The sequence below is a fragment of the Luteolibacter arcticus genome (assembly GCF_025950235.1).
GTDB classification, from domain to species: Bacteria; Verrucomicrobiota; Verrucomicrobiia; order Verrucomicrobiales; family Akkermansiaceae; genus Haloferula; species Haloferula arctica.
This window is the reverse complement of the sequence record NZ_JAPDDT010000007.1, coordinates 277,712-298,173: the sequence shown is the minus strand read 5'-3', so window position 1 is coordinate 298,173 and position 20,462 is coordinate 277,712. Positions and strand designations below refer to the sequence as shown.

Genomic DNA, 20,462 nt, shown 5'->3' with positions numbered 1-20,462 from the left:
AGTTTACTGACCCTGCGGCGGAGCTTGCCCGGCGTCTGCAACGAGCACGCCTTCGCGGAGCTTGAAGGAGCCGGAAGCGGCGACGGGATCGCCCACTGCCAGACCGCTTTCGATGATCACTTCATCGCCGAGCACGGCACCGCTTTTCACGAGCCGCATAGAGGCGCGGGGCTTGCCCTCCTTGTCGGGCACGACGGTGAACACATGATCGCCCTCCGGCCCGCGGCGTAACGCACTGACCGGAATGGCGACCACCTTGCGCGCCGCGCCAACCGGCACCCGCACTTGCACGGAGGCTCCCGGCGACGGGATCTGGGACGCGTCGGCCACCTTCGCACGAATGCTCGCATTGCGGGTGGCGCGGTCGATGCGGGCATCGAGCGCGATGATTGTCGCTTGCACCGGCGCATCCTTGTTCTGCCCGACCACCTCCACCACGTCGCCCTCGCGCAGGCCGGCCGCGACGCTTTGCGTCACGGTGAAATCGACGTGAGCGGCCTCATCCACACCCTGCAAGGTGGTGAGCTCCACACCCTCGATCAGATACTGGCCGGGGTGCAGGTCTGAGAGACCGATGCGGGCGCGGAAGGGCGCGCGGATGACCTTCCGGGCGATCATCGCCTTGGTCCGCTCCATCTGGGCAAGCGCCACCTCGTGCTCGGCCTTCGCTTGATCGAGATCTTTCTTGGAACTCGCACTGCTCGATGTGAGCGACTCGACGCGATGCAGCGTGGCTTCCGCCAAGGAGGCCTGAGCCTGCTGGGCCTTGAGCTCGGCTTCTTCCACCGAGACATCCAGCGCGACCAGCTCGGCACCCGCTTCGACCACCTTGCCCGGCGTAAGGTCAACGCGCACCACCGTGCCGGGAAGTTCGTTCTGCAGGGTCACCGACCGCAAAGCCAGCACCGTGCCGACGGCGGTCGTAGTCCGGCGGTGTTCGATTTCATGCGCCGGCCGCACGAGGATCGCCTCCATCGGCTCGGGCATCATCGCCGCCTCGGCCATCGATTTCTCGATATCCGCCTTTTTCCAAGCCGCCAAGCCGAAGCCGGTGCCTGCCACCGCGCCGATCAGCACGAGTGATCCGATCCACTGGGATGCCTTCATGGTTTCTGATAAGTCGTCGTTTCAGATCCGGGTTCCTTGGAAGATTCGATGGCTTGGGCGAGTGCCCGTTCCAGCACTCCACGCATTCGATCGAGGTCGGCTTGGACCACGGGACGCAGGCGCAGCACCCAATAAAGCCATAGTCCATCGATAGCGGTTGCCAGAGTCTCAGCAACGCCGTCCGGCAGACCATCGTCCTGGAGGTAGCCGTAAAGCTCGCGGTAGGCCTCCTGCATCGGCTCCACCAACCCGGGATTCTGGGCCAGCGCGGCGAAAACGGAGGAGTAGCTGCGGCGGAGTTCTTCGGTCCACGATTGAGCATCGGTGAAGCACCCTTGCAGAAGTCCGCGCACCATCCGGCCCGGGCCGGGCGATGCATTCTCGTAAGCGGACGTAAAGTGGATCCGCCAGCCTTCCGCGGCCCGGCGAACCATACCCTCGATGAGCTGGTCCTTGTTGGTGAAGTAGTGAAGCAGCCCCCCCTTGCTGACCCCGGCCTCGGCCGCCACGGCATCGAAGGTCATCCGGGAAACACCTTCCCGCGCCGCCACCGTTTCGGCCGCGTCGAGCAATTGGTCCCTCAGGGACGATGAAGTCAGTTTTCCCATGCCGGGCGGAAGCCAAACCGTCCAGACGGTCGGAGTCAAACCGTCTGGACGGTCGGACCCGATTTTTTTCTGTCATGACGATCATCTACCCCTTCGCCGAACTAATCCGCCGGGATGTGACAGCAGGATTCACTTTTTCGTCGTCGCTTGCTCCGCCAGACGTCGGATCACCCCATTTCGCTCCTCCAATAACCGCCGCATATATCGCTCCAGAAAGAGCGCGTCCGCCAGCCTCCCCAGCAGCCCGAGTGGCGCAGTGTAGTCAAAGACATCCGTCATCCGCGTGCCGCGGGAAGTTTCCTCGAAATGGTGATCATGCACGAAGCCCGCAAAAGCCCCGGAAATCATCGAGTCGCGGAAATGGACCGGCTTGGTCATCGCATCGATGCGACTGGAGAGCCGCTGGCGAACACCGAAATGCACGGCCTCCCACGTCACCGTGTCCCCCGCCTCGACCAGCCCCGACATCTTCCCGGCGACCGCCCGCTCGCGATGGCGCGTCTGGCTTTCCTGATGAACGTCGATGCTGCGGGCGAGATCGAACACCCGCCCGATCGGCGCGGCGATGTCGGTGATGAGTTCCAGGCGCGGCACGGCAATCAATCGGGACCAAGGAAAAACAGGCTCAGGAAGCCAACGACGACGGACGCACTCAAGAGGAAGAAGAGCCGGCAAATCCAGATCATTCCCTTATCGCCGCGTTTCTTGGCGATGTCACTCGCCTGCTCCCAATCGACCCAGGCGGTGATCCCGACATTGGCGCCCGGGGTGAACCCCTGACCGTGCCGACGGGCGTAGGGGCGGATCGCGACCAGCCAAACGAAGGGCGGACCAAAGAGCCCAAGCATGATCAGCAGTCCGCTCATCGCCACAATGAAGCAAGGCGAGCCCCGCTCCGGAAGCCAGAACCCTTGGATTTCGTTTGAGGGTCAAATTGACGGCTCGTGCCGTCTCATGCACTTCTCGGGCATGAGCACGCAGCGCATCACCCCGGTGGGAAGCATCGACTGACCAAGGGCATGTTGTTTTCACGCTGGCAGGAAACTTCCGCGCGATTTCGCGATCGAATTGCGGTCATCGAAGGGACGGAGTCATGGAGCTTCACCGATCTCGCGGTGTGCCTGGCGGAAAAGCCGCTGACGAATGCGCCGGTAATCGCGAGCGGCGGCGCACTGGAGATCGTCACAGCGGTATTGCAAGGATGGCGCGACCAGCAACCGGTCCTGCCGCTGGAGAAAGGCGCGGCAATCCCCGAACTGCCGGCGTCTTTTCCCGAAGGGACGACGCACCTAAAACTAACTCCAGGCATCGCCGGAAAGCCACGCGCGGTCTTCTTTTCCGCGGAACAAATTGCGGCCGATGCCGACCGGTTGGTCGCAGCGATGGGGCTGCGCCATGAGATCCCAAACCTCGCGGCGATCTCGCTCACGCACTCCTACGGCTACTCCAGCCTGATCTTGCCGCTGCTGCTCCACGGCATCCCGCTGCATGCCGTGGAAGTCCCGTTTCCGAAAGTCATCGCCGACGCGCTGGCGGCGCATGATGGCGTCGTAATTCCTGCCGTGCCCTCCATGTGGAAGGCATGGCATCGGGCGGGGATCCTGCGCGGGGCAAAGATCGATCTCGCCGTCTCAGCCGGCGCACCGCTTTCGTTGGAGCTGGAAAGAGCGGTCTTCGTCGAGTGCGGGCTGAAGCTCCACAATTTCTACGGGGCCAGCGAATGCGGCGGGATTTCCTTCGACACCAGCGACGCCCCTCGCGAAAGCGCCGCGAACCTCGGCGCGCCACTCTTGGGCGTGACAGTGCGGGTCCACGAGTCGGGACGATTTCTCGTCGAAAGCTCGTCCGTCGCGCTTGGCTACGAAGCGGCGAGGGAGAGCGAGTTGCTCGGCGACGGCGAATTTCTCACACAGGACTTCGGACGCATCGAAGGCGGGCGGCTGATGTTAGAAAGCAGCGGCGCGGAATCCATCAACGTCGCCGGCCGCAAGATCGGCCCCGCGAAGATCGAGGCGGCGCTGCTGGCCAGTGGACTGGCCGAACGAGCGCGAGTCTTTGGCGTGCCAAGCCACGATCCCGAACGCGTCGAAGAAATCACCGCAATGGTGGAATTGAAATCCGGCACACTGGACCAACTCCGCAAACGCATGACCGAAACGCTCGCCGGCTGGGAAATGCCACGGCACTGGGAAACCGCGCCGGATGAAAGCTTGTGGACCCTCTCCCGCGCAGAGCTCAAGAAGCGCGCTCCTGCCCGCTGAGCATGATCTTCGCCGAAGCGAGCGGTCGCTCCCCCACGCTCACCTCACCGGAAACCTGAATCATCCCCCCGAGGCGGGCTTCGACTTCGGCGCGCAAGGTGAGCGTCTCGCCGGGCTTGGCCGCGCCGAGGATCTTCGCGCCACGGACGCCGGTGAGCAGCAGGTTTTCCAAAGGCGGAATCGCCGGATCGCTCTGCGCCACCACCCCCCCTAGCTGGGCAATCGCCTCGATCAGGATCACACCGGGCATCAGCGGATTTCCCGGAAAATGACCGGCCAGAAAGGCCTCGTCGCCACGAACGAGGTAACGGGCGGTCGCCGATTTCCCCGGCTCAAGCGTGTCGAGCGCATCAACGAAACGGAATTCCGGCCCATGCGGCAACGCGGCGAGTGGGTTTTGCATCGCCGATCCATTTGCGGGGAGCCCGCCTCTGACAAGCCTGCAAGCGAGAAGGGGCCATCGTGGAATCGGTTGGACAACCCTCCGCCGGACTCCTTGGCTCCGGGAAGCATGGCCGCGTTTTACGACCCCTTCCGTGACGCTCGACTTGAGAAGGGTGTGCTACGTTGCCCCTTTCACGGCGAGGACATCGTCATGCTACTCCGTCACGAAGACGTTCGGCTCGCGGCGAAAGACTGGCAGACCTACAGCTCGGACGCTCCCTTTCGGGTGCCCGTCCCCTCGGAGGAAGAGGTCCGGACCATGCGCCAGTTACCGATCGAGACCGACCCGCCGGAGCACGCCGACTACCGGGAAATCGTGGAGCCGTTCTTCCAGCGGGCCAAGGAGCCCGCCGTGATCGCCCAAGTCGAAGCCCTGATCAGCGGGATGTTGGACGCGGCCATCGCGCGGGACACCATCGAGGTCGTGAACGAGTTTGCGCTGCCGGTGCAGTCGCGGGCGCTGACGTACTTGCTCAACATGCCGGAGTCCGAAGCGGACACCTGGATCGGCTGGGGCATCCACGTGTTCAAGGTCACGGGCGGGGAGTTCAAGCAAGGCAACGTGCTGGAGGACTACCTCCACGCTCGCTTCGACGAGGCGGCGGAAAACCCGGGCGAGGACTTCTTCAGCGAGCTCACGCGGGCCAGCTTCCGCGGCCGACCGCTGGCCCGCGAGGAAATGATGGGCTTTGCCAACCTCGCATTCGCCGGCGGACGCGACACGATCATCCACACGATCTCCTGCGCAATGGCCCACCTCGCCACGAATCCAGAGGCCTTGGAATTCCTGCGCGAGGACCCGAAACGCATCACGCTGGCGAGCGAGGAGTTTTTCAGGGTCTTCATGCCGCTCACCCACATCGGCCGTGTGTGCCCGGAAACGACCGTGGTGAATGACGAAGCGGTCAACGCGGGAGAACGCATCTCGCTCTGTTGGGCGTCCGCGAATTTCGATGACGCTGCCTTTCCCGCTCCGATGGAGGTTCGTCTGGACCGGAAGCCGAACCCGCACCTTTCATTCGGCTTTGGTAATCACCTATGCCTTGGCGCTCCTCACGCGCGCCTGATCCTTCGCGCCTTGCTGCGCCTCTGCTGCGAGCGAATCGAGCGGATCGAAATCCTGTCGGAGGAGGAACGCGTGGAGCGCGAGGCGAAATTCGATCGCACTCTGGGATACGAATCGCTTCGGGTGCGGATGACACCTCGTGGCCGCGCTTGAGTTTTCCATAGACCGGACTACCGGAAACCGGCTATGGTGGCGGGGCTGTTGTCCATGCCCTCCTTGGAAAGTCACACCCTTCCCCGGACCGATTCCACAGTCGCGCAGGCGCGCCGGTGGTGGCGCTTGCCGTGGGATATGGCTGCCTCGCTGGGCGGTATCGTCTATTGGGGCATTTTCGGGCTCCTGTTCACGGCGGTCTCGATCCCGCTGATCTTGCTGCTCCCCTGCCCCGTGGCGAAGAAGCTCGGCCGCGGGATGCTCCATAAGGCCTTCCAAGTCTTCGTCGGCTATTTGCGGGCCACCGATCTGGTCCATGCCGACCTGAGTTCGCTCGATGCGCTGAAGGACGAAAAGTCACCCGTGATCATCGCGCCGAACCACACCTCGCTGTGGGACGCGGTCTTCGTGATTTCCAAGCTGCCACAGCCGATCTGCATCATGAAGGAGGCGATTTTGAAGAATCCCTTCCTCGGCGGCGGTGCCCGGCTGGCCGGCTATATCCCGAACGGCTCGTCCGCCCGGATGGTGAAGGACGCCGCCGACGCGCTCCAAAAAGGCGGCCAGCTCCTGCTTTTCCCGGAAGGCACACGCACCCGCCGCGAGGCCCGCTGGATCAATCCCCTGCGCGGCGGCTGCGCCCTCATCGCCCGCCGGGCTGGGGTGCCGGTGCGGCCGGTCTTCATCCGCAGCAATACCCGCTTCCTCGAAAAAGGCTGGCCGCTGTGGAAAAAGCCGGAGTTCCCGATCCGCGTCAGCATCGAGCTCGGCGACCCGGTGATGCCGGGGGAAAACGAGACCGCCCACGAGTTCACCAAGCGGTTGGAGGAGATCTACGAGCACAACCTTTCCCGCGCCCATAAGCTGCGCCGGGTGGTGGAGTAATTTGACGTTTTCGCATTTTGATGCGAAGATGCGTTTGTGAGGACGACGCTCGACCTGCCGGATCCCGTATTCCGCGACCTGAAAATCAAGGCCGCCGAGGAAGGCGTGACTTTGAAGGAATTGCTCGCTGGCTTTGTCAAAAAGGGACTCTACGGGTCTCCCGAAGCCGAGAAAAAGCCGGTCCGCAGCCCGCTGCCTACGCCTCGCGAAAGCGGGGGCCATACCATCCCCTCCCTGACGAACGCGGAAATCGATGAGATTTTCCTTCGTGAGGACATGGAACGAGCGGGAATCCGCTGGGAGGAATGAGCGCTCAGATCGACCTGCCGGACGTCAATGTCTGGGTCGCCTTGACCGACACGACTCATGTTCACCACCGCCGGGCGGTTGGCTACTGGAACTCGGACCGGTCGAGTCGACTTGCGTTTTGCAGCTTCACCCGCGCGGGCATGCTGCGCGTGATGACCAACCCGAAGGCCATGGCGGGCAAGCCTTTCGACATGCCCGACGCTTGGCGGCTATACCGGGACTTTGCCGATCTTCCCGATATCGATTTTCTCGCCGATGGACCCCATACCGAGGTCACGATGTCCCGGTGGTGCCTTGGTGCGGGATTTCCCCACCGCCTCTGGACCGACGCTTGGATCGCCGCCATCGCCCTTGAAAACGGCTACCGGGTCGTCTCCTTCGACGCAGATTTCGCGAAGTTCCCCGGCCTGGATTTCCTCCATCTCCAGCCCTGATCGCAGTCCGTCCCGAATTCCGCTTGTGACGCGGGTCCCCCCTCCCCTACGTTCCGCCCGCCGCGCGGGCAGCCCTCTCGCTTTCGCGGCAGCATCGCGCCCATGAAAGCCATTCTTGCCCTGGAAGACGGCCGCCTTTTCGAAGGCCGTGCCTTCGGTGCCTCCGGAACCACCACCGGGGAAATCTGCTTCAATACCTCGATGACCGGCTATCAGGAGGTCATCACCGATCCCTCGTATCGCGGCCAGATCGTCGCGATGACCTACCCGCAGATCGGCAACTACGGGATCAATCCGGAAGATGCCGAGTCGGCTTCCCCGCACGTCCGCGGCTTCGTGATCGGCGAACTTTCGCCCGTCGCCTCCAATTGGCGCTCGCGGATGACGCTTCCCGACTACTTTTCCGAGCACGGCGTGCTGGGCATCGAGCACGTCGATACCCGCGCCCTGACCAAGCACCTGCGCTCGCGCGGTGCCATGCGCGCCTGCCTGACCACCCAGCTTTCCTCCGAGGAAGCCATCGCCACCGCACAGAAGTCGCCGGCCATGGAAGGCATGGACTACGTGCAGGAAGTTTCGACCGCCGAGGGCTATCACTGGGAAGCCGACTCGCGCCGCTTCGCCCTGCCGAACGCGTCCACCGGGCACTTGGAGACCTACCTTGAGCTTCCTCCGGTCAAGCACCGCATCGTCGCCTTCGACTTCGGCATCAAGTGGAACATCCTCCGTCGTCTCCGCCAGGCCGGCTTCGATGTTGACGTGGTGAACTCCCGCACCTCCGCCGAAGCGGTTCTCTCGAGAAACCCGGATGGCATCTTCCTCTCGAACGGCCCCGGCGACCCGGCCGCGCTCGGCTACATCCACGAGGAGATCAAGAAGCTGATCGGCAAGAAGCCCGTCTTCGGCATCTGCCTCGGCAACCAGATCCTCGGCCACGTCTTCGGCGGCAAGACCTACAAGCTGAAGTTCGGCCATCGCGGCGGCAACCAGCCGGTCAAGGACCTGCGCAGCGGCCGCATCTCGATCACCTCGCAGAACCACGGCTTCGCCGTCGATCCCGACTCGCTGCCATCAAACGTGGAAGTGACCCACCTCAATCTGAACGACGACACCGTGGAGGGCATCCGCCACAAGGACATCCCGGTGTTCTCCGTGCAGTATCACCCCGAGGCCGCCCCCGGCCCGCACGATGCGAGCTACTTCTTCGAAGAATTCGCCGCGCTGATCGACACCACCAAGTAAACTCGCGTTACCACCTTTCCCGTCTTATCGTACCGCCATGAGTGAAATCGTCCGCGACCCCGAAACCATGGGAGGCATCCCGGTCTTCCGGGGAACCCGCGTGCCGGTGACGACGCTCTTCGACTACCTCAAAGCCGGCGACTCGATCGCGGAGTTTCTCGATGACTTCCCGACTGTAACCCAGGAGCAGGTCGTCTCGGTCCTCGCCGAAGCCGAAAGCCGCTGTGAACTGGTCCGATGAGCCGCCGGGTGATCCTCGACGAATGCCTCCCGCGGAAGCTCAAGCGCGTCCTCGGCAACGAATCGGTCCAGACAGCCCATGAAGCCGGGCTCTCCGGCATGAAAAACGGCCGTCTGATCGCCGCAATCCAAGGCAACTTCGACGTGTTCGTGACCGTGGATAAAAGCCTTCGCCATAAACAAAACCTTTCCACGCTGTCGTTTGGGATCGTGCTGATCCGCGTTCCAAGCAATGCAATCGAAGACCTCCTGCCCCTCGCCACCGCGCTGCGCTCGGCCATCGCCGGAGTTTCCGCCGGAAACCTGATCGAAGTGAGTGGCTACTGAACAGAATTTCATGAACACCATCGTCACCGGTCTCCAGTGGGGAGACGAAGGAAAAGGCAAGATCGTCGATTACCTCACCGAGACCGCCGACGTGGTCGTTCGCGGCCAAGGCGGCAACAACGCCGGCCACACGGTCATCGCCAAGGGCACCAAGTATATCCTAAACCTGCTGCCCTCCGGCATCCTCTGGGACGGCAAGATCAACATCATCGGCAATGGTGTCGTCGTCGATCCCATCGGCCTCGTCGCGGAGATCGCGCGCCTGGAAGCCCAGGGCGTATCCATCACGCCGGACAAGCTGCTGATTTCCGATCGCGCCCACGTCGTGCTGCCGCTGCACAAGGAACTCGACGCCGCCCGCGAGGCCGCGCTCGGCGACCGCAAGATCGGCACCACCAAGCGCGGCATCGGCCCAACCTACGCCGACAAGATCAACCGCTGCGGCCTGCGCATCGCCGATCTACTGAATGAGCCTTATTTCCGCGAGATGGTCGCCCACCGCACCGCCGATGCGAACGAGGTGCTCTCGAAGTTCGAAGGTCTGGAAACCTTCGATGCCGCCAAGCAGGCGGATGAAGTGCTCGCCGCCTTTGCCCGCCTGAAGCCGCACGTGACCAACACCATCCCGGTGCTGCACTCCGCATGGAAGAGCGGCAAGGTCATCTTGTTCGAAGGCGCGCAGGGCTCCCTGCTCGACATCGACTTCGGCACCTATCCTTTCGTCACTTCGTCGAACACCACGTCGGGCGGCTCCTGCACCGGCAGCGGCCTGCCGCCGAATGCGATCCAGCAGGTCATCGGCGTTTGCAAGGCTTACACCACCCGCGTCGGCTCCGGTCCCTTCCCCACGGTGGACGAGGGTCTGTCCGAATACCTCCACGGCCTCGGCCGCGAATTCGGCGTGGTCTCCGGTCGTCCGCGCGGCTGCGGCTGGCTGGATGCCGTGCTGCTGCGCCACGGCTGCATGGTCAACGGCGCCACCGGCCTGGCCGTCACCAACGTGGACGGTCTCGACAACTACGAGACGCTACGGATCTGCACCGGCTACGACATCGACGGTACCATCCACGAACTCCCGCCGGCCGACCGCCACGCGTGGGATCGCGCCGTGCCCGTGTATGAGGAACTCCCCGGCTGGCAGCAGGACACCACCGCCTGCACCGACTTCATCGACCTGCCGGCAAACGCCAAGGCCTACCTCAAGCGCCTCAGCGAACTGTGCGACACGCCGGTGAAATTCATAGGCGTCGGCCCCGATCGTGCTCAGACACTGGTTGTCTGAAAATTCATTCCGCCTTCATGCAATCCGCGTCCCCCCTCCCAAGCCTCGGCCGCGACATGAGCGAGTCCTCCATCCCCCGCCACATCGCCATCATCATGGATGGCAATGGCCGCTGGGCAAAAGAACGCGGGCTACCCCGCCGCGAAGGACACCGCGCCGGCGCGGAGTCGGTCCGCGAATGCGTCGAAGCGTGCAAGGAACTGGGCGTCCAGTACCTCACGCTCTACGCGTTTTCCTCCGAGAACTGGAATCGCCCGATCGCCGAGGTCACGGCACTGATGGCGCTGTTAGAGCGATTCCTTGAAGAGAAGGCGGAGGAGCTGATGAAGCAGAACGTCCGCCTGCGGGCGATCGGCCACCTCGACCGTCTGCCGGCCCGCACCCGCCGCAAGCTCGACAAGGCCATCGACCGCACCGCGGGAAACACCTCGCTCACGCTGGTGCTCGCGCTTTCCTACGGTGCCCGCGAGGAGATCGTGGAAGCCGCCCGCTCGCTGGCCATCGATGCCGCGGCGGGAAAGATCGACCCCGCCAAGATCGACATCGCCACCTTCGCCTCACGCCTCTACACCGCCGATATCCCGGACCCGGACCTGCTGGTCCGAACCTCCGGCGAATTGCGCGTGTCGAATTTCCTGCTGTGGCAGATCAGCTACTCGGAGATCGTCATCTTCAAGAAATTCTGGCCGGACTTCCATCAGGCCGACCTCTTCGAGGCCGCTCAGGAGTACTCGCGCCGTCACCGGCGCTTCGGCGCACTTTGAGCCGGGCATCGGAGATCATCAATCCGGCAGCGCGAAGGCCACGTAGGCATCGCCACTTTTGGTGCCCATCTTGCCGCCGCCACAGGCGACGACCAAGTACTGCTTTCCTCGTACTGAATAGGTCGCGGGAGTCGCATAGCCTCCGGCAGGCAGCTTGGCCTTCCAGAGTTCCTGCCCGGTGCGGCGGTCGAAGGCACGGATCTGCTCGTCGCGGCTGGCGGCGATGAAGACGAGACCACCGGCGGTGATCACGGGACCACCGTAGTTTTCCGTGCCGGTCTTCGGGATGCCCTTCGCGGTGAGTTCGGGATACTCGCCGAGCGGCACGGACCAGCGGTAGTCGCCTGTGCTCAGGTCGATGGCGTGAAGCGTGCCCCACGGAGGCTTTACGGCGGGATAGCCCTGCGGGTCGAGGAAGCGGTTGTAGCCAGTGGTGGTGTAGGGGGAGGTAGCAAGGCTGCCGTCGCCGCCGGGCTCAGCCTTGCGCGCGGGATCGTTCACTACTTCGCCGAAGAGGAAGTCCGCGAGTTGCTGGCGCTGAGTTTCGTTCAGGAAAGCGAAGGCTGGCATCACGTTGCGGCCGGTCTGGAGCAGGGCGACCACTTCCGGCTTCTTCAGTCGCTGGGCCACGTCCGCCAGTGTCGGAACGTTCTGCGCGGCATTGCCCTTGCGATCGATGCCATGGCAGGCCGCACAGAGCTGGTTATAGAGCGCCTCGCCGGTCGTCGCGCCAGCGTTTCCTTTCGCGGGGACCATGGTGAGGATCCACGGCATCTCGTTGGCGTTGACGTAAAGGACACCATCGGGATCGACCGCCGCCCCACCCCACTCGGCGCCACCATCGAAGCCCGGGAAAATGATGGTGCCCTGCTCGCTCGGCGGCACAAAAGGAGCGTGTTGCTTGAGCTTCTCGAAGCGTTCGAGAATGGCGCGATGTGACTCCGGCGAAACGTCGGTGATGAGGTCCTTGTTAAAAACCTGGCGCGCAAACGGCGCAGGCTTCTCCGGCAGAGGTTGGGTCGGCCACGCGGATTCGCCGGCGAGATCGGAGGGCGGCACGGGCTTCTCGGTGATCGGAAACAGCGGTGCTCCGGTGGCACGCTCGAAGACGAACACGTGCCCCGACTTGGTGACCTGCGCGACGGCATCGATGCGCTTCCCGCCGCGAGTGATGGTGAGAAGATTTGGCGGTGCAGGCAGATCCCGGTCCCATAGATCGTGGTGAACGAATTGGAAATGCCAGACGCGCTTGCCAGTCTCGGCATTGAGCGCAAGCAGGCAGTTGGCGTAAAGATTCTGACCGGTGCGATCGCCACCCCAGAAATCGAAGGCGGCCGAGCCAGTCGGGCAAAATACCAGCCCGCGTGCTTCATCGAGCGCGAATCCCGTCCAGACGTTCGCACCGCCCATGCGGCGATGGGCATCGGGCGGCCAGGTTTCGTGGCCAGGCTCACCGGGCTGCGGGATGGTATCGAAGCGCCAGATGAGTTCGCCGGTGCGGACGTTGTAGGCGCGGATCGGACCGGGGGCGGCAGGCCCGGGGCCTTCACCCAAGCGCATGCCCATGATCAAAAGCTCCCGGTAAATCACGCCGGGAGTATTCGCCGTGAGGTAAAGATCGGCCCCTTCGCGGCCGAGGCCCTCCTTGAGATCGACGCTTCCGTTCTTCCCGAAGCCGGTGATCCGCTTGCCGCTGCGTACGTCGATGGCGTGAAGGTAGCGGGCGTTCGCGTAGAGAATCCGCGCATCGTCGCCGCTCCCCCAATGGACGACGCCGCGGTTGACGCCACTCTTGGCCAATCCCTCTTTGGCCGGATCGAAACGCCAGCGCTCCGCGCCGGTCGCGGCATCGAGCGCGATGAGCTGGAAGTCGGGCGTGGTGCCGTAGAGCACGCCATCGATGATCAGTGGATTGCACTGGAGCTGGGAGCGGTTCTGCGGATCGGCGCCACCGGCGTGATGGGTCCAGGCGACCTGAAGCTTGGCGACGTTTTCCGGGGTGATCTGGGAAAGCATGGAGTGGTGGCTGCTCGACTTGTCCCCGAGGTAGGCGGGCCATCCCGTATCGGCGGCGTGGGCGGCGGCGAGGGTGAGGAGCAAGGCGGGTAACTTCATGGGCAGGCGGAGTGTTCCGTTACGCAAGGCAGCGGCGCGTTCCTCCGAGGAAACGGCTCCGTAAGACCGCGCATGTCTGTTTTGTTTGCTTTTTGTGAGAATTTTTCCGCTTTTGACGTAGCGCTCACGTCTTCCTGATCCTGATCTTTCCCATGTGCCGCCGATCCGTCACTGCCATCACCAGCCTGCTCCTGGTCGCGGGTCTATCTGTCGCCGCTGACCTCCACGTTTCACCCGCCGGAAACGACAGCCAGCCGGGCACCGCCGCCGCACCCCTGGAATCCCTTTCCGCCGCGCGCGATGCCGCCCGCCGCTTCGCTGGCAAAGAAGCGGTCACCATCCACGTCGCCGATGGGATCTACTACCTCCCCGAAACTCTCAGCCTGACCGCCGCCGATTCGGGAACGGCCGCGTTTCCGGTGGTCTGGCAAGCGGAGCACGAAGGCAAAGCCATTCTCAGCGGCGGCGTGAAACTCGAGCTCAATTGGAAGGCCTACCGCGATGGGATCTATCAGGCCGCCACTCCCGCCGGGCTCGCGATTGACCAGCTCTTCATCGATGGCGTCCGCCAGCGCATGGCCCGCTACCCGAACTACGATCCCGCCAAGCCCACGGCCGCCTACCAGGGCTTCGCCGCCGACGCCATTTCCAAGGAACGCGCCGCGCGTTGGGCAGATCCGGCCGGCGGCTACATCCACGCCATGCACACGGCTCGCTGGGGTGGCTACCACTACCGCATCACCGGCAAGAAGCCCGACGGCACCCTGCAGTATGAAGGCGGATGGCAGAACAACCGCCAGATGGGCATGCACGCCCAGCAGCGGATGGTCGAAAACATCTTCGAGGAACTCGACGCCCCGGGCGAGTGGTTCCACAACGCCAAAACCAACACCCTCTACTACCTGCCCGAGCCTGGCCGGAATCCCGGCACCGCGACCGTCGAGGTCGTGCGGCTCAGCCACTTGATCGACGTGAAGGGCACCGCATCCGCCCCGGTGAGCCACATCACCTTCAAGGGCTTCGTGATCCGCCATGCCGCCCGCACCTTCATGGAGAACCGGGAGGCCCTCCTCCGCTCGGACTGGACCATCAATCGAGGCGGTGCCTTCACCCTGACCGGAACCGAAGACGTCGCTATCCTCGATTGCGAATTCGATCAGCCGGGCGGCAACGCGATCTTCTTCAACCACTACACCCGCCGCGCCCTGGTGAAGGGCTGCCACATCCACGACACGGGTGCTAGCGGCGTCTGTTTCGTCGGCGATCCTGCCGCCGTCCGCGATCCGCTCTTTGAATACGCCCAGACGCAGGATCTCACGAAGATCGACACGACGCCCGGTCCCAAGACCGACAACTATCCGGCCGAGAGCGCGGTCGAGGACTGCCTGATCCACGGCATCGGCCGCGTCGAACGCCAGCCCGCCGGTGTCCAGATCGCGATGGCCGCCCGCATCTCGCTGCGCGATCTTTCGATCTACGACTGCGCGCGGTCCGGCATCAATATCGGCGATGGCTGCTGGGGCGGCCACCTCATCGAGCGCTGCGATGTCTTCGATACCGTGCTGGAAACCCACGACCACGGCTCGTTCAACTCATGGGGCCGCGACCGCTACTGGACCTCGAACCACCGTGGCGTCTCCGAACCGCAGGTCGATCGCAATCCCAAGCTCCCCTATCTCGACGCGGTCGAAACCACCGTCATCCGCGACTCCCGCTGGCGCTGCGATCACGGCTGGGACATCGACCTCGATGACGGCTCCTCGAACTACGATATCTATCGTAATTTGCTCTTGTCCGGCGGCCTGAAGTTTCGCGAGGGCTACGGCCGCAAGGCGCACAACAACATCATCGTCAACAACGGCCTCCACCCGCACGTTTGGTTCAACCGCAGCGGCGACTCGGTCACCGGCAACCTGCTGATGAAGCTCCACGCCGAGATCGGCATGCCGAAGGGCTGGGCCGCCGCCTTCAACAAGAACATCTTCACCTCCCCCGCCATCCTCGACGCCTGCCGCAAGCAGGGAGGCGACGCGGACTCCATCGCGATCGCGCCGGATTTCGTCGATGCAGCCAAGGGCGACTTCCGCCTCAAGGAAGGCTCCCCCGCGCTGAAAGCCGGCTTCGAGAACTTCCCAATGGACCAGTTCGGCGTGAAAAAGCCGTCGCTCAAGACCATCGCCAAAACGCCGGAGATTCCCGCACTCGAGTCGAAGGCCGAGGCGCCAGCCGCCGGTGATGCCCTCCCACAATATTGGCTCGGTGCGCTCCTCCACACGCTGGCCGGCGAGGAGTTCTCCGCCTTCGGGGTCACTCGCGAGGATGGTGGCGTGCAGTTGGCCAAGGTCCCGAAAGGCTGCCCCGCCGCGACGGCCGGCTTTCTGGAGAACGATCTCATCCAAGGCGTGAACGGCAACAAGGTGACCAAGGCCGCCGACCTCTTCGCCGTCCTGAACAAGTCCGGTGACAAGGAGCTGAAGGTCGCCGTGATCCGGAACCAAAAACCGGTGACGCTCACTATTTCCCGCATTCCCTACCTCGCGGTGGACAGCGCGGGGAACGCCGACGGCCTCAAGGTCATCCCCATTCACGCGCTGCCAGGGGCCAAACTCTCCAGCCACCCGGCGACGTCGAATGATCCGCTCTCCTTCCTGACCGATGGCAAGCTTGCCCAAGGTTACGGCCCCGTCTTCCCGAACCGGACACGGGATGGATTATATAAGCTGGACCTGGGACGTCTTCAGAAGGTCTCCGCCGTCAGCACCTGGTCCCACAATCAGGGCGGCACCCGCGGGGCACAGTGGTTCACTCTTTATGGCAGTGCGTCGGAAACCGACCCCGGCTGGAATACCTCGGACTCCTTGCGCTACGTCCCGCTCGGCACCGTGGACACGCGGGACCTCCCGATATCCCGCTTCTCCGCCACTTCATTGCGGGCACCCAAAGGCAGCACCCTTGGCAACTTCCGCTGGCTAATATGGGTCGCCGCGCCGCTGAACCCGACCGGCGAGCATACCGCCTTCCAAGAGATCTCCGTGGAGTGATCGGCGGACATGAGTCGCGCCATCCGGAAAGCCTCCGTAGAATGACCAAGGCGTGATGCCAACCGCCGGTTTTCATCGTGCCCTGCAAGCGCCATGAGCCGGAAAAATGTCCCTGCGAAATTGTCACACGCCGCACGTTGAAGCGAGCCCGGGGGCACACAGGATGCTCCCGGAGTGCGGGACGACGCCTTGAGAGCAAAGCCGGAAGAACCGGACAGAATCGCAAGACGGCGTCCGTAATCCGACTCTCCCCTCCAGGGTGGCCTACGCCCCGCCCGGCCGAAAGGTGGGCGGGGCGGGGGCGGCCCGATCCGATGGTTCGCAGGGTGCCGGGCAGATTCTCGCCCTTGAGCGACGAAACTTTGCTACGTTTTCGGCTCCCCGCTCATTCCTAGGAGACCCATGGATACCCGACACTCATCGAAGCGGGGCTTGACAGCGCAATTTTATGCAACAACAGTTGCCATTGTGCATACAGGGAACCCAAAAACCCAAAAACCCATCTTTTTCGTTTGGGATTTCAAAGGAACTAAACCTCGCCGGAGGTTACGACGTAAAGACTACGTGCCCGTAAAACCTAAAACGATCCCCAGGTTTCAAACTTCCCGGAAGAAACCGGCCCGAGGCTTCGCGCTGGTGATCTCTCTTTCGTTGATGATCCTGATCACCGTGTTGGCGACCAGCCTCCTTGGATTGGCGTCGATCGAGCTGCGCAAGAGCACGGCAGGCGAGGCCCGCGCGGCGGCTCGCGCCAATGCCCGGCTCGGGCTGGTGCTCGCGCTCGGCCAGCTTCAGAAGGATCTCGGCGATGACCGCCGCGTCACCGCCGACGCCTCGATCCTGCAGGGCACCCAGAACCCTTGCGCCGTCGGCGTGTGGAACGGCTGGTCACCGGACTTGGTGACGAAGACGACCTCCTCCTCCACCCCGCGGGTGGACTACGCGACACCGAAGCAACAAACCGGCTTCCGCTCGTGGCTGGTCTCGCAGGCGGAGCCGGACAAGACCCGGGACATCCAGTGGCACGCCACGGAACCCAGCGGCGACGTCGCGGAACTTTTCACTACGGAGAGCAGCGGCTTCGAACTGAGTGGAGAAAAGGTCCCGGTCAGCAATGGCAGCATCCCGGGTACCCTCGCGTGGGCGGTAACCCAGGAAAACACCCGGGCCAAGATCAACCTCGGGACCGACGACGACAAACGCAAGGATCTCGCCGAACAGCTCCAAACGCCCGCCCGGCCGAATCTCGCGGTGTCCTCCATGCTCAAGCATCCCGACGGTGCCTGGGATCGGCGGCCAGCCACGATCGTGGATTTCCTCCAAGCCTCGCTGGACCCCGCCTACGGCGTGGACCGGGACAACCTTGGCAAGGCTCGCGCACACTATACCGGCGAGGCCTTCAGCCTGCTGACGAACGCGGTGAAAGGTGGCCTGAAGGCCGACATGTCCACCGGCTTCGAAATGCAGGATGGGGACTTCGCGAAGGCCACGTGGCAGGACGGCGACGTGACCGCGACCAATCCTTTCCGCGGCGGTGGGGCTACCGACTACAAGGGCCAGAAGCCGCTCTTCACCCCTGTGGTCAACAACGCCCAGGTGCAGGTGACCATGGACTTCGACCCGGCCACCGTGAACCACAAGTATCAGGTAAATGGCGTGCCGACCTTCGACATGCTACGCACTCACTACCGGACCTATCGCCACCTCTACGAAGGTGGCGGCAACGATCTGACCGCCTTCGAGCGCCCCTACTCGCACGTCGCCACGCCCGAGCAAATCACCGGCCGGCCGTTCGGCAAGCAGACCCAGGGCTCGATCCAACCGGTGCTCGACCGCGTGAACTTCTTCTTCAGCGTCTACGCGAAGGCCGATGGCACGCTGGGGATTCTCATCACCCCGCTGGTGACGATCTGGAATCCCTACAACGTCAACGTCGAGACCGAAGGCCTGGTGGTCTACCCGTGGATCGACATGGCGATCTTCTGGAAATGGAGTGTCTCCAAGAAGACGCCCGTCTCCGGCACCCCGAATCCTGAAACCTGGGATAGCTCGCTGTCGCGCTTGGTGGGAGAAGGATATCAGAACTCCTCAGGCGAGGCCCACGGGCGCTCCAGCCGGCCCTACTTCTACCTCCATCTGACCGAAACCGGCTCGCCGGTCAGCTCCGGCACCAGCACCATCAATCAGAAGATTCGCATGGCCCCTGGAGAAGTGAAGGTCTTCTGCCTGGCGGATACCGCGCGCAGGGACTTGGAAATCCTGCAAGGTCCGGCCGCCCGCACCTGGCGGATGAAGCCGGTCACCAACGCCACCGACATCACCCAAGCGCTCAAGGGCGGCGTCGTGCTGAACATGACCAAGTCCATCGGTGGCACCGCCAACTTCAACTACAAGCTCCAGAATGGCGACACGGTGAATGCGAACACGGTATCCTTCGATCGCGACGAATACCCGTACATCGTGAACATGGCCGACGCCTACCAGATCAAGAACCCCACAAAGGAACTGATGGTGGAAGCCCGGCCCGCCCGCGGAACCCTCCCCGCCTTGCCCGCGGAGAAGAACCTTCACTTCTACTCCCAGATCCAATCGACCAAGAACTACGGCGTCGGTGACAACTCGATGAGCTACCCGAGCTTCAAGTTCGAAACCATCAAGGAAAGTCCCCAGTTGATCGGCAGCCTCCTGACCTACCACCGGGTGGCACAGTCGAGCACGCTGCCTTTGGCAGACCTGATGTTCACCACCAATCCGCGCCAGGCGTATGTGAACCACTACCTCAGCGCCACGCGCATGCAGAGCGGTCCGCACTATGAGACCCTCTTGCAAGGCGGAACCTCGCTGGCGCAGTTGGCGATGCAAACCACATCGAACGGTGCCCAGGCCTTCTACGGCCCGTCGCACAGTGCGCAGACCGGTTACTCGCACCTCTCGTTCTTCGAGATCCCGCGCTCGCCGACGCTTTCGCTTGGCGCCTTCCAGCACTGCGATTTGTCGGCCACTGCCTTCGGCAACCCCAGCCAGGTGGGCAATTCGTGGGCGTCGCCCTACTTGCCCGCGGCCAGCGTTGCCCGCCGGGTCACCACGAGCACCGGCGTCCAACCCGTCCAGATCCGTCCCTCCGGATTGGGCGTCTACGACATGTCTTACCTCGCGAATGAAGCACTCTTCGACAACTTCTTCTTCTCCGGTGCCACTCCGGCAGAAGGCCAGCGCAATGGCGGCGGCACGGTCACTCCGAACATCTGGGACCAGGATCAGCTCGGCAACCGCGAGACGCTGGAAGACGTGCTCGGCGCGTTCTTCGAAGACCCCGCGAGCCGTCCGCTGCGCAACCCGCGGATGATCCCTCACTATGCCGGCAAAACCGCGGAGGATCTCAAGAAGCGCTTGAGCGATCCGGCGGGTTGCACCCGCATCGCCGGCAACCTGATGGTGGACGGCGGCTTCAACATCAACTCCACCAGCGAAGAGGCCTGGGCCTCGGTGCTCGCAAGCTTGCGCGGGGCGGATCCCGCCGACAAGGAGGAGACGCCGCAGTCCCGCTTCCGCCACATCCTGGACTCCGGTCCGGCGAAGATGGCCGCCAATGACCCATGGTCCGGCTTCCGCACCCTGACCGATGAGGAGATCAAGACGCTGGCCACCAACATCGTCGCAGAAGTCCGTCTGCGCGGCCCCTTCCTTTCACTCGGTGAATTCGTCAACCGCCGGATCTCCAGCGAGCGCACCATGAACCTCGCCGGTGCCATCCAGAGCGCGATCGACAAGACCACCCTCAACAAGAAGTTCAGCTATCCGAAGTTCGACGTCTCCGTTTATCCGAACCGCGAGAACATCCCCAACCCGAACACCGGCACCAATACCCCCGGCTGGCTCAGCCAGGCGGACGTGCTCAACGCCTTGGCCCCGTTCATGACGCCGCGCTCGGACACCTTCGTCATCCGCTCGCAGGGTGAAGCCCGCGACGAAAAGGGCAACGTGATCGCCCGCGTCAGCCTCGAGGCCGTGGTCCAGCGCATCCCGGATTGGATCGACCCCACCGAGGACGTCACCACCCCCATCGCCAACCTGACGATGGAAGCCAACAAGACCTTCGGCCGCCGCTTTGAAATCGTCAGCGTGCGCGAACTCGCCCGCGTCAAGCCCCCCACCGGCGATCCTTATCTGAACTGACTTTCTTC

At 63.5% G+C, this 20,462-nt stretch carries 18 protein-coding genes; 12 read left to right on the top strand and 6 right to left on the bottom strand.

Features of this window, described 5'->3' with window-relative positions; all coding sequences use genetic code 11:
• Positions 1-3 precede the first annotated feature (3 nt).
• The 4 genes from OKA05_RS17240 to OKA05_RS17225 all read right to left on the bottom strand — a co-directional run bounded on the left by OKA05_RS17240 (position 4) and on the right by OKA05_RS17225 (position 2,581).
• Entirely contained in the window at positions 4-1,107 is a 1,104-nt protein-coding gene (locus OKA05_RS17240) for an efflux RND transporter periplasmic adaptor subunit (RefSeq protein ID WP_264488420.1), read from the bottom strand.
• Positions 1,104-1,715, bottom strand: a complete 612-nt coding sequence (locus OKA05_RS17235) for a TetR/AcrR family transcriptional regulator (protein ID WP_264488419.1) — start codon at positions 1,713-1,715, stop codon at positions 1,104-1,106. The genes OKA05_RS17240 and OKA05_RS17235 overlap by 4 nt, the downstream gene beginning before the upstream one ends.
• Positions 1,716-1,844: 129 nt before the next feature.
• On the bottom strand, positions 1,845-2,309 hold the full coding sequence (locus OKA05_RS17230) for an SRPBCC family protein (RefSeq protein ID WP_264488418.1): 465 nt from the start codon (positions 2,307-2,309) through the stop codon (positions 1,845-1,847).
• Between the two features lie 5 nt (positions 2,310-2,314).
• A complete protein-coding gene (locus tag OKA05_RS17225) occupies positions 2,315-2,581 on the bottom strand; it encodes a hypothetical protein (RefSeq protein WP_264488417.1) in 267 nt (88 codons plus the stop codon).
• Between the two features lie 153 nt (positions 2,582-2,734).
• On the opposite strand from OKA05_RS17225, the gene OKA05_RS17220 reads away from it, so the two are divergent.
• The gene (locus tag OKA05_RS17220) at positions 2,735-3,976 is read left to right on the top strand and encodes an AMP-binding protein (protein ID WP_264488416.1); all 1,242 of its coding nucleotides are present in this window, start codon (positions 2,735-2,737) and stop codon (positions 3,974-3,976) included.
• On the opposite strand, the gene OKA05_RS17215 is transcribed toward OKA05_RS17220, so the two are convergent.
• The gene (locus OKA05_RS17215) at positions 3,951-4,379 is read right to left on the bottom strand and encodes a 3-hydroxyacyl-ACP dehydratase FabZ family protein (RefSeq protein WP_264488415.1); all 429 of its coding nucleotides are present in this window, start codon (positions 4,377-4,379) and stop codon (positions 3,951-3,953) included. The two genes, OKA05_RS17220 and OKA05_RS17215, sit on opposite strands and share 26 nt — an antisense overlap.
• A 192-nt stretch (positions 4,380-4,571) precedes the next feature.
• On the opposite strand from OKA05_RS17215, the gene OKA05_RS17210 reads away from it, so the two are divergent.
• From OKA05_RS17210 to uppS, 9 genes are all read left to right on the top strand, one after another.
• Positions 4,572-5,639, top strand: a complete 1,068-nt coding sequence (locus OKA05_RS17210) for a cytochrome P450 (protein ID WP_264488414.1) — start codon at positions 4,572-4,574, stop codon at positions 5,637-5,639.
• 54 nt (positions 5,640-5,693) lie between these two features.
• Entirely contained in the window at positions 5,694-6,524 is an 831-nt protein-coding gene (locus OKA05_RS17205; RefSeq protein ID WP_264488413.1) for a lysophospholipid acyltransferase family protein, read from the top strand.
• 36 nt (positions 6,525-6,560) lie between these two features.
• Positions 6,561-6,833, top strand: a complete 273-nt coding sequence (locus OKA05_RS17200; RefSeq protein ID WP_264488412.1) for a hypothetical protein — start codon at positions 6,561-6,563, stop codon at positions 6,831-6,833.
• Complete coding sequence (locus OKA05_RS17195) at positions 6,830-7,267, top strand: TA system VapC family ribonuclease toxin (protein WP_264488411.1); 438 nt, start codon at positions 6,830-6,832, stop codon at positions 7,265-7,267. Before OKA05_RS17200 ends, OKA05_RS17195 begins: the two co-directional genes overlap by 4 nt.
• Before the next feature lie 102 nt (positions 7,268-7,369).
• Complete coding sequence (carA, locus tag OKA05_RS17190; protein WP_264488410.1) at positions 7,370-8,509, top strand: glutamine-hydrolyzing carbamoyl-phosphate synthase small subunit; 1,140 nt, start codon at positions 7,370-7,372, stop codon at positions 8,507-8,509.
• A 37-nt stretch (positions 8,510-8,546) separates the two neighbouring features.
• The gene (locus OKA05_RS17185; protein WP_264488409.1) at positions 8,547-8,750 is read left to right on the top strand and encodes a DUF433 domain-containing protein; all 204 of its coding nucleotides are present in this window, start codon (positions 8,547-8,549) and stop codon (positions 8,748-8,750) included.
• Positions 8,747-9,076 (top strand): hypothetical protein, encoded by a 330-nt coding sequence (locus tag OKA05_RS17180; protein WP_264488408.1) that lies wholly within the window; start codon positions 8,747-8,749, stop codon positions 9,074-9,076. Before OKA05_RS17185 ends, OKA05_RS17180 begins: the two co-directional genes overlap by 4 nt.
• A 10-nt stretch (positions 9,077-9,086) precedes the next feature.
• A complete protein-coding gene (locus OKA05_RS17175) occupies positions 9,087-10,358 on the top strand; it encodes an adenylosuccinate synthase (RefSeq protein WP_264488407.1) in 1,272 nt (423 codons plus the stop codon).
• Between the two features lie 56 nt (positions 10,359-10,414).
• The gene (uppS, locus tag OKA05_RS17170; RefSeq protein WP_264488406.1) at positions 10,415-11,122 is read left to right on the top strand and encodes an undecaprenyl pyrophosphate synthase; all 708 of its coding nucleotides are present in this window, start codon (positions 10,415-10,417) and stop codon (positions 11,120-11,122) included.
• An 18-nt stretch (positions 11,123-11,140) separates the two neighbouring features.
• Here uppS and OKA05_RS17165 read toward each other — a convergent pair whose 3' ends face one another.
• Positions 11,141-13,237, bottom strand: a complete 2,097-nt coding sequence (locus tag OKA05_RS17165; RefSeq protein ID WP_264488405.1) for an outer membrane protein assembly factor BamB family protein — start codon at positions 13,235-13,237, stop codon at positions 11,141-11,143.
• 152 nt (positions 13,238-13,389) lie between these two features.
• Between OKA05_RS17165 and OKA05_RS17160 the strand changes: the two genes are divergently transcribed.
• Together OKA05_RS17160 and OKA05_RS17155 are read left to right on the top strand one after the other, a co-directional pair.
• Entirely contained in the window at positions 13,390-16,278 is a 2,889-nt protein-coding gene (locus OKA05_RS17160; protein WP_264488404.1) for a PDZ domain-containing protein, read from the top strand.
• 654 nt (positions 16,279-16,932) lie between these two features.
• On the top strand, positions 16,933-20,454 hold the full coding sequence (locus OKA05_RS17155; protein ID WP_264488403.1) for a hypothetical protein: 3,522 nt from the start codon (positions 16,933-16,935) through the stop codon (positions 20,452-20,454).
• Positions 20,455-20,462 lie beyond the last annotated feature (8 nt).

What these genes read in the sequence shown, in the direction of transcription:
- OKA05_RS17225 (WP_264488417.1), bottom strand. Translation starts at nt 2,581, where the DNA reads ATGAGCGGACTGCTGATCATGCTTGGGCTCTTTGGTCCGCCCTTCGTT.
- OKA05_RS17215 (WP_264488415.1), bottom strand. Translation starts at nt 4,379, where the DNA reads ATGCAAAACCCACTCGCCGCGTTGCCGCATGGGCCGGAATTCCGTTTC.
- OKA05_RS17180 (WP_264488408.1), top strand. Translation starts at nt 8,747, where the DNA reads ATGAGCCGCCGGGTGATCCTCGACGAATGCCTCCCGCGGAAGCTCAAG.
- OKA05_RS17220 (WP_264488416.1), top strand. Translation starts at nt 2,735, where the DNA reads ATGTTGTTTTCACGCTGGCAGGAAACTTCCGCGCGATTTCGCGATCGA.
- OKA05_RS17240 (WP_264488420.1), bottom strand. Translation starts at nt 1,107, where the DNA reads ATGAAGGCATCCCAGTGGATCGGATCACTCGTGCTGATCGGCGCGGTG.
- uppS (WP_264488406.1), top strand. Translation starts at nt 10,415, where the DNA reads ATGAGCGAGTCCTCCATCCCCCGCCACATCGCCATCATCATGGATGGC.
- OKA05_RS17210 (WP_264488414.1), top strand. Translation starts at nt 4,572, where the DNA reads ATGCTACTCCGTCACGAAGACGTTCGGCTCGCGGCGAAAGACTGGCAG.
- OKA05_RS17235 (WP_264488419.1), bottom strand. Translation starts at nt 1,715, where the DNA reads ATGGGAAAACTGACTTCATCGTCCCTGAGGGACCAATTGCTCGACGCG.
- OKA05_RS17165 (WP_264488405.1), bottom strand. Translation starts at nt 13,237, where the DNA reads ATGAAGTTACCCGCCTTGCTCCTCACCCTCGCCGCCGCCCACGCCGCC.
- OKA05_RS17175 (WP_264488407.1), top strand. Translation starts at nt 9,087, where the DNA reads ATGAACACCATCGTCACCGGTCTCCAGTGGGGAGACGAAGGAAAAGGC.
- OKA05_RS17205 (WP_264488413.1), top strand. Translation starts at nt 5,694, where the DNA reads ATGCCCTCCTTGGAAAGTCACACCCTTCCCCGGACCGATTCCACAGTC.
- OKA05_RS17155 (WP_264488403.1), top strand. Translation starts at nt 16,933, where the DNA reads ATGATCCTGATCACCGTGTTGGCGACCAGCCTCCTTGGATTGGCGTCG.
- carA (WP_264488410.1), top strand. Translation starts at nt 7,370, where the DNA reads ATGAAAGCCATTCTTGCCCTGGAAGACGGCCGCCTTTTCGAAGGCCGT.
- OKA05_RS17195 (WP_264488411.1), top strand. Translation starts at nt 6,830, where the DNA reads ATGAGCGCTCAGATCGACCTGCCGGACGTCAATGTCTGGGTCGCCTTG.
- OKA05_RS17160 (WP_264488404.1), top strand. Translation starts at nt 13,390, where the DNA reads ATGTGCCGCCGATCCGTCACTGCCATCACCAGCCTGCTCCTGGTCGCG.
- OKA05_RS17185 (WP_264488409.1), top strand. Translation starts at nt 8,547, where the DNA reads ATGAGTGAAATCGTCCGCGACCCCGAAACCATGGGAGGCATCCCGGTC.